Annotated in this window: 9 protein-coding genes; 4 read left to right on the top strand and 5 right to left on the bottom strand. The window is 63.5% G+C overall.

Going from position 1 to position 7,248, the window contains the following annotated elements; genetic code table 11:
- Nucleotides 1-2: 2 nt before the first annotated feature.
- Genes JKA62_RS26290 through JKA62_RS26280 form a run of 3 tightly spaced genes read left to right on the top strand, consistent with a single transcriptional unit; the run spans nucleotide 3 to nucleotide 1,759 of the window.
- A complete protein-coding gene (locus JKA62_RS26290; protein ID WP_201820222.1) occupies nucleotides 3-674 on the top strand; it encodes a hypothetical protein in 672 nt (223 codons plus the stop codon).
- Nucleotides 667-873, top strand: coding sequence for an MbtH family protein (locus JKA62_RS26285; protein WP_201820195.1), 207 nt, complete (start codon nucleotides 667-669; stop codon nucleotides 871-873). The genes JKA62_RS26290 and JKA62_RS26285 overlap by 8 nt, the downstream gene beginning before the upstream one ends.
- Before the next feature lie 16 nt (nucleotides 874-889).
- Nucleotides 890-1,759: a TauD/TfdA dioxygenase family protein gene (locus JKA62_RS26280; protein ID WP_201820187.1), complete on the top strand. Its 870-nt coding sequence runs from the start codon at nucleotides 890-892 to the stop codon at nucleotides 1,757-1,759.
- A gap of 45 nt (nucleotides 1,760-1,804) precedes the next feature.
- On the opposite strand, the gene JKA62_RS26275 is transcribed toward JKA62_RS26280, so the two are convergent.
- From JKA62_RS26275 to JKA62_RS26255, 5 genes are all read right to left on the bottom strand, one after another.
- Nucleotides 1,805-2,494: a hypothetical protein gene (locus tag JKA62_RS26275; protein WP_285358571.1), complete on the bottom strand. Its 690-nt coding sequence runs from the start codon at nucleotides 2,492-2,494 to the stop codon at nucleotides 1,805-1,807.
- Nucleotides 2,463-3,503 carry a GSCFA domain-containing protein gene (locus JKA62_RS26270; protein ID WP_201820184.1) on the bottom strand — a complete coding sequence of 347 codons (1,041 nt, stop codon included), beginning with the start codon at nucleotides 3,501-3,503 and terminating at the stop codon, nucleotides 2,463-2,465. Before JKA62_RS26270 ends, JKA62_RS26275 begins: the two co-directional genes overlap by 32 nt.
- 37 nt (nucleotides 3,504-3,540) lie before the next feature.
- Nucleotides 3,541-4,056, bottom strand: a complete 516-nt coding sequence (locus tag JKA62_RS26265; RefSeq protein WP_064382008.1) for a GNAT family N-acetyltransferase — start codon at nucleotides 4,054-4,056, stop codon at nucleotides 3,541-3,543.
- Nucleotides 4,057-4,222: 166 nt separating this feature from the next.
- Entirely contained in the window at nucleotides 4,223-4,636 is a 414-nt protein-coding gene (locus JKA62_RS26260) for a cupin domain-containing protein (protein ID WP_201820181.1), read from the bottom strand.
- 30 nt (nucleotides 4,637-4,666) lie between these two features.
- Nucleotides 4,667-5,422 (bottom strand): SDR family oxidoreductase, encoded by a 756-nt coding sequence (locus JKA62_RS26255; protein ID WP_201820179.1) that lies wholly within the window; start codon nucleotides 5,420-5,422, stop codon nucleotides 4,667-4,669.
- Between the two features lie 252 nt (nucleotides 5,423-5,674).
- Between JKA62_RS26255 and JKA62_RS26250 the strand changes: the two genes are divergently transcribed.
- On the top strand, nucleotides 5,675-7,243 hold the full coding sequence (locus JKA62_RS26250; RefSeq protein ID WP_201820176.1) for a winged helix-turn-helix domain-containing tetratricopeptide repeat protein: 1,569 nt from the start codon (nucleotides 5,675-5,677) through the stop codon (nucleotides 7,241-7,243).
- The last annotated feature ends 5 nt before the right edge of the window (nucleotides 7,244-7,248 follow it).

The following is a 7,248-nucleotide window of genomic DNA, read 5'->3' as shown; positions in this document are numbered from 1 at the left end:
CGATGCCGCGATGGCTGCTGAATTTAGTGCAAGTGCTGTGCGAAACCGGACAGGCCGACGACCTGCGCAAGCGGATAGACAATGGCGAGGGTCCCGTGCCGCTGCGGCTGTTTCATCTCTGGCAGGCCGACGTGGTCCTGCCGATGCTCGGCGAAGCCTTGCCGGAACATCGGCAGTCGCTGCTCGCGTTGCAAAGCCTGCATCAGCGGGCGGCGCTCGGTGTGATCGGGCGTCAGGGCGAATGGCGGGCCACGCTCAGACCGGTATTGCTGGCGCTGTATCGCAAGGCCTACCCCTACGACGCGGCGTACGCCAAGGCCCACGCCAGTGCGCTGACCTACGGCCTCGCACCGGCCAACACCGCAATGATTGCCGAGCACTTTGGCGACGCCGAGGCGTTCGCCGAGTACTACGCGCAACTCAATACCGAGGCCGCCGCCACGGCGTTTGCCCAGGCTCATGCCAGCGCCAACGCCGAGGTGTCGGCCCGGGCCTTCGCGGACGGCGACGCAGAGACCTGCGCTCAGGTCTGTGGGGCGACCGTGCGGGTGTACGTCGGGGCCTGCGCGCAGGCCGAGGAACAGCGACATGCCCTAAGCAATCAACTCGCCGCCGGGCTCGAGCGAAGCCTGGCCACGCTGCAATCCCGTTCAACAGGAGAACGACATGAATGACGCACAACTGCAATTCGATGTGGTGATCAACGCTCAGGGTCAGTATTCCCTGTGGCCGGCGGGCAAGCCGATGGCCAGCGGTTGGAGCGAGGCGGGGATGCGCGGTGAGCGCCAGGTCTGCCTGGATTACATCAACGAGCACTGGATCGACATGCGCCCGCGTTCGCTGCGTGAGCACTCATCGGTGTCGTTCCAATAAAAAAAGGTGAGGGAACATGGATCAGTTGGCACTCAAGGCAATCGAGCTTATCGCCGCCGAACGGCGTGCGCCGTATCAGCACATCACGGTTGAGCGAATCACGCCGATCATCGGCGCCGAGATCGGCGGCGTCGATCTTTCGCAACCGTTGAGCGACGAACAGCTCGCAGAAATCCGCCGGGCCTTTCTGGAGAACCACGTGGTGGTGTTCCGCGATCAGCACCTGACGGTGCACGAGCACAAGGCGTTTGGCCGGCTGTTCGGTGAGTTGAGGGCGCTGCCGGTGGAGGACATCGACGGCGATGACCCGGAGCTGGTGGTGATCCGCGCCAATGCGCAATCGCGCTACGTGGCCGGCGAAACCTGGCACACCGACGGCACCGCCGACCTGGCGCCGTCCATGGGGTCGATGCTGTACGTCAAGGAAACCCCGGCCATCGGCACGGGCGGCGATACGTTGTTCGCCAACATGCACCTGGCGCTGGAAATGCTCTCGCCGACGATGCAGCAGTTTCTCGGCGAACTGACGGCGATCCACGACGGCGCGATCCCATGGAAGGGTTATGAGGCGCCGGCCAACCTGCCGAAAACCGAACACCCGGTGGTGGTTCGCCACCCGGAAACCGGGCGCAAATCGCTGTTCGTCAATTCCGGGTTCACGTCGCACATCGTCCAGTTGTCCGGCGGTGAAAGCCAGGTGCTGTTGAACATGCTGTTCGATCTGGTGGCCCGAGAGCCGGTTTTGAGTTGTCGCGTGCGTTGGACGCCGAACAGCCTGGTGTTCTGGGATAACCGCTGCACCCAACACCATGCGGTCTGGGATTATTTCCCGCACTCGCGGTATGGCGAGCGGGTGACGATTCTGGGGACGCAGCCCAAGGCGTGATGACCCCCTGTGGGAGTGAGCAAGCTCGCTCCCACAGGTCCCGGTCTAAATTCCTCGATTGAGCAGTTGATCGACGATCAACTCGCCAAACGCCAGATTCCCGTGCAGCGGGTCATCCACTTCGCAGTACGCCGGAAGCTGAAAACCCTGCTCATCGTTCGCCGCTGCGCGCACGTCGATCAGCTCGATGCCGAGCCCTTGCAGGCGCTCGATCAGCAGCGCCTGCGCTGCCATGAACACCCGCGAATCGGACAACTCCGGCACCCGCTGCGGCGGCAATACGGCGAACACCTTGAGGTTCATTGCCCGGGCCTGTTCATAGAACGCCAGCGCAGGTCGGGACAAGGTGTCGACAATGGATTCGAACAGGGGACCTGCGAGAAAACCTTCGTCGAATTCGCCGTCGGGTGTCTGGTAACACGTCCAGTTCGGCGCGGTCGCGAGGTAGTGCAGGCTCAGGCCAATGGTGCTGACCAGCGGCACCCCGACCTTCGCCAGTTGCGGCACTTCGAACGGCTCAAGGGCCTGGCGATACAGGCGCTCCATCTCGGCCTCGCGAAACAGCACGTCATGGCGGGTCAGGCTGAAAAAATCCACCGCGAAATCCCGGCCGGTGCCCAGCGGGCCGCCGCTGAACGGCAACTCGCGGGCTTGCGCCGCCTTGCCGATGACGCCGGCATGGGAGTCGCCCAGCAGCAGAAACCTAGGCGTAGTAATCGAGCACGGCGTCTTCACAGACAAGCTCCTTGCTGGATACGCAGGTAGAGGGAACGCTGGCCGGCGTGTGCAGCGGTTGAACCGCATCGAGCCCGGCGAAAAACTGCTGCATGACGAACGCCACGCCTTCGGGCGTGACCTCGCGCTGGTTGGGCTGGTAGAACGCACCCTTGAACGGTGTACCGGTGATGATCTCGTAAGAAGGGAAATAGTCGACGTCGTGCAGGTCTTCACACAGCTGCCCGGCGACGGCGCGCAGGACCGATTTGGAATAGGTGGTGGCGCTCAGCACATGTTCGCCCGTGGCCGTCGCCGTCAGGGGTACCGGTGACACGGTGAGCAGAACACGCAGTTGCGGGTTGATCGAACGCATCAACTCCAGCGCCCTTACCATGTCGCCATAGGTGTCCATGAAACCGAAATTGCAGAAGCGGTGCAGCTGCGGATCGAAGGTCCCCCGCACGGTGCCGGGGCACACGGGATACACCAGACCGGTCTGGCGGTTCTGCCAGGCTTCGGTCAGGCCGAGGGTAAACACGAACACTTTGGCTCGGCGCAGGACGGTGCGAATCGCGTCGAGGGTGGCTTCGCGCGAGGCGAACAGCGCGTCCTCGCTGGCAAAGCCGTCGGGCTCCACGGCGGGGCGGAACGGGTCGAAGAAACGGCCGTCATGGGCCCAGGTTTCGTCGGGTGGCAGGCTCACACCCAACGCCCATTCCAGCCATTGGCACAACATCGCCGGGGTGTACAGGTTGCCGGTGCGGAACGAGAACACCCCGTAGTTATGGGCCTTCCAGTCGGCTTCGGGCAATTCGGCCGGGGCCGGTTCCGCATCCAGCCAGTTCATGCCGCGCTCCACCAGCGCGCGGCCGATGTGCTGGGCGAAACACGAGCCGGCGGTGACGATGGCGTCCTCGTTGCCGATCTCGAACTGCGGCGTCCACAGTTGATCGATGTTCAGCGCGGGCTTGTCGGCCACGGCGGTGCGCCAGAAAGCGCGGGGTGGCAGGCATTGATAAGGATTCACGACGAGGGCCTCCTTGGCGGTCGCTGATAAAACGGGGTCAGCTGATTTGATAGCGGTAGATCAGGTCGTCAAACCACCGATCTCCAATCTGATAGGCCTGCGGCACGCGGCGCTCGAATACAAAACCGCATTTCTCCAAGACCTTGCAGGAGGCGATATTACCGTCGGTCACGGTCGACTCCAACGAGTCCAGGCCGATGGCGGCGGCATAGTCGATGATCGCCTGCCGCGACTCGGTGCCAAAGCCTTTGCCCTGATGCTCGGGCAACAGCAGGCAACCCACCTCGGCATGCCCCGGCGACAGGATGCGGAATCCGGTCACGCCCAGTTCCTGCCCGCTGGCCCTGTCGGTCACCACCAGACACAACCAGTGATCCGACTGCGGCCCCCAGGCCGGAAGCCTGTGTTCGAAGCCTTTGCGCACCTGTTCCTCGGCGATTTCACCGAACACGTACTGCATGGTTTGCGGCTCGGAATGCAGCCGGAGAAACAGCGGCCAGTCGGATTCGACCATCGTGCGCAGATCCAGGCGTTGCGTGGTGAGCTCGAGCATCCGCTGCTCCTTGCAAGGGTGGGAAGGGAAGACGGTTTTTTACTGGGTGTGGGGCGAAAGATCAATGCTTTGATCGGGCATGTTTTGCAACGCCGACCTTGAACGCGCCCCGTAGCGGTACTCTCCGGCAGCCACGCTGCCGGAGGCGGATTGGCGTATGGATCGGTTACGGCTTGACCGGTTTGACCAGGACGGTCTCGTTGCTGTCGAGCACGAACACCGCCAGCAGACGGGACGGTTCAGTAGTGCTGGCATTGGCGCTCACCGCGTGGAAATCACCCGGTTGTTCGACGAAGTTTTCCCCGGCCTTGTAGACCTTCTCCGGCCCGTCGCCGACCTTGCTGCGCACGGCGCCCTCAAGCACCGTGGCGTAGATGAACGCGGACTTCGGATGAAAGTGTGCCGGCGAAGAACCACCGGGTGCGTATTCCACCAGCACGCCCTTCATGGATTTACCCGGAACGTTCGGCAGGGCGCGGTCGAACACCACGGTAACCTTGCCTGCCTGCGGCTCGGCGGCCGAGGCGGATGAAATCGAAACGGCCGCAAACGTGGCGGCCAGCAGGATTCGGCTGAACATGGCGATACTCCTTCAAACAGGTGGGGTGTTTCAGCGCTGGGTCGATTTCGCCAGCCAGTCTTCAAAGCGCGTTGGACCCAGGCGCGGGTTGCTGCTGCCGGGGGTGAGCGACTGGTCGTCGAGCACATCGCCGAAGTAACGGGCGTGGACGTCCGGGATCACTTTGCGGGTGTCGTCGGTAGCGCGGAAAAAACGCCGGACTAACTCGTCGAGGGGCATGGCTTCGGGGCCGGCAATTTCCTGCGTGCCGTTGATCGGCGCGGCCAGTGCCACGTCGGTGAGTGCAGCGGCCACATCGTCAGAGGCCATGGGCTGGATCAATGCCGGCGACAGGCGCACTTCGTCGCCGACGGTAGCGGATTGGGCAATGCCGCCGACGAATTCGAAGAACTGCGTCGCCCGCAGCAGGCTGTACGGAATGCCCGATGCCTTGATCATGTTCTCCTGCGCGACCTTGGCGCGGAAATAACCGTTGGCCGGCAGGCGCTCACTGCCGACGATCGACAGCGCCACGTGATGGCGAACCCCGGCGGCGGCTTCGGCGGCGAGCAGATTACGGGTGGAGGTTTCGAAGAAATCGAGCACGGCCTGGTCTTCCCACGACGGCGCGTTGGACACATCGACCACCACCTGGGCACCGTCCATCGCTTCGGCCAGACCTTCGCGGGTGATGCTGTTGACGCCGGTGTTAGGCGAGGCGGCGAGTGCATCGTGGCCGCGTTCGCGCAGATTGTTCACAAGTTTCGATCCGATGAGGCCGGTGCCTCCGATAACGACGATCTTCATGGCATCTCTCCACTGGCCGACGGCAACCGTTGCTGTCGATGTGGGTTGAGCTTGCCTGTGACGCTCTGGCAAATCCTTGTGATGACCTTGGATTTGTCTTGGTTTTTTGTCCAGACAGGCCAATCCGTCGGCAGATGCGTAGACCAGTGTGCAGACGGGTGCGACCGCCCGAGGTCTGCCGTATGATCGAGCGCAAAACAATCGCCTGCCCGGACACGGCGTCGGGGGGCGCCAGACCAGAGAACAGCCACCGTGCAATTCGTGTTTGAAGACTACGTGCTCGACCCGCAGCGCCGGGAACTGACCTGGCGCGGGCAAGTCGTGACGGTCGGGCCGCAGGTCTTCGACTTGCTGCTGCTATTGGTCAGCAACCGCGAGCGGGTGGTGAGCAAGGACGAACTGTTGAGCGCCGTATGGAGTGGCCGGATCGTTTCCGAATCGACCATCACCAGCCACATCAACGCTGTGCGCAAGGCCATCGGCGACACCGGCGAGCAGCAGCGCCTGGTGCGTACGGTGCCGCGCAAGGGCTATCGCTTCGTCGGCGAAATCAGCCCGTGCGACAGCCCCGTCAATGCACCGGAAGCGCCTGCGAAACCCGAGGTGGCCGCGACACTTGTCCTGCCGGAAAAACCTTCGATCACCGTCCTGCCGTTCCAGAACCTCAGTGGAGACCCCGAGCAGGACTACTTCGCCGACGGCATCGTCGAAGACATCATCACCGCGTTGTCGCGCCTGCGTTGGCTGTTCGTCATCGCCCGCAACTCCAGCTTCACCTACAAGGGCAGAGCGGTCGACGCGCGGGGCGTCGGTCAGGAACTGGGTGTGCGTTACGTGCTGGAAGGCAGCGTGCGCAAGAGCGGCAACAAGATCCGCATCACCGGCCAGTTGATTGATGCGTGCAGCGGCACGCACCTGTGGGCCGAGCGCTTCGAAGGCCTGCTCGACGATATTTTCGAACTCCAGGATCAAGTGGCCGAGAGCGTAGTGGGCGCCATTGCGCCGCAGCTTGAACGCGCGGAAATCGAGCGGGCCAAGCGCAAGCCCACCGACAGCCTCGATGCCTACGATTACTACCTGCGAGGGACGGCCAAGCTGCACATCGGCACCCGTGAGGCGATCGAACAGGCGCTGGCGCTGTTCTACCGGGCAATCGAGCTGGATCCGGAATTCGCCTCGGCATACGGCATGGCCGCGTGGTGCCACTTCTGGCGCAAGCTCAACGGCTGGATGACCGACCGGCCCCGGGACGTCGCCGAAGGTGCGCGGCTGGCGCGCATGGGCGTGGAACTGGGGCGCGATGACGCCGTGGCGCTGACCCGCTGCGGTCATGCCCTGGCCCATCTGACCGGGGATGTCGATTGTGGCATTGCTTTGCTGGATCGGGCTCGAGTGCTCAACCCCAATCTGGCGCCGGCCTGGTATCTCGGCGGTATCCTGCGCGCCTTGGATGGCGAAACCGAAGCCGCCATTGCCAACCTCGAGCATGCCGTGCGCCTGAGCCCTGTGGACCCGGAAATGTTCCGCATGCAGGTCGGGATGGCGTTGGCGCACTTCTTCGCCGGTCGCTTCGAATGTTCGGTTTCCTGGGCCGAGAAAGCGCAGGGAAACCTGCCCAGTCTGCTGGTAGCGGCGGCCCTGATCGCCGCCAGCCACGCGCTCAATGGGCGAACCGACAAAGCCAAGCAGGCCATGGAACGGCTGCGTCAGCTGGACCCGACGTTGCGGGTGTCCAGCCTGGGCGCGTGGCTGCCCATTCAACGGCCTGAAGACGTTGCCCGGTTTGCCGAAGGTTTGCGGTTGGCGGGGTTGCCGGAGTAAGGGCT

The organism is Pseudomonas sp. B7, from assembly GCF_016735645.1.
GTDB classification, from domain to species: Bacteria; Pseudomonadota; Gammaproteobacteria; order Pseudomonadales; family Pseudomonadaceae; genus Aquipseudomonas; species Aquipseudomonas glycinae.
The sequence above is the reverse complement of the archived record's forward strand: the minus strand, read 5'-3'. Positions and strand labels throughout refer to the sequence as shown.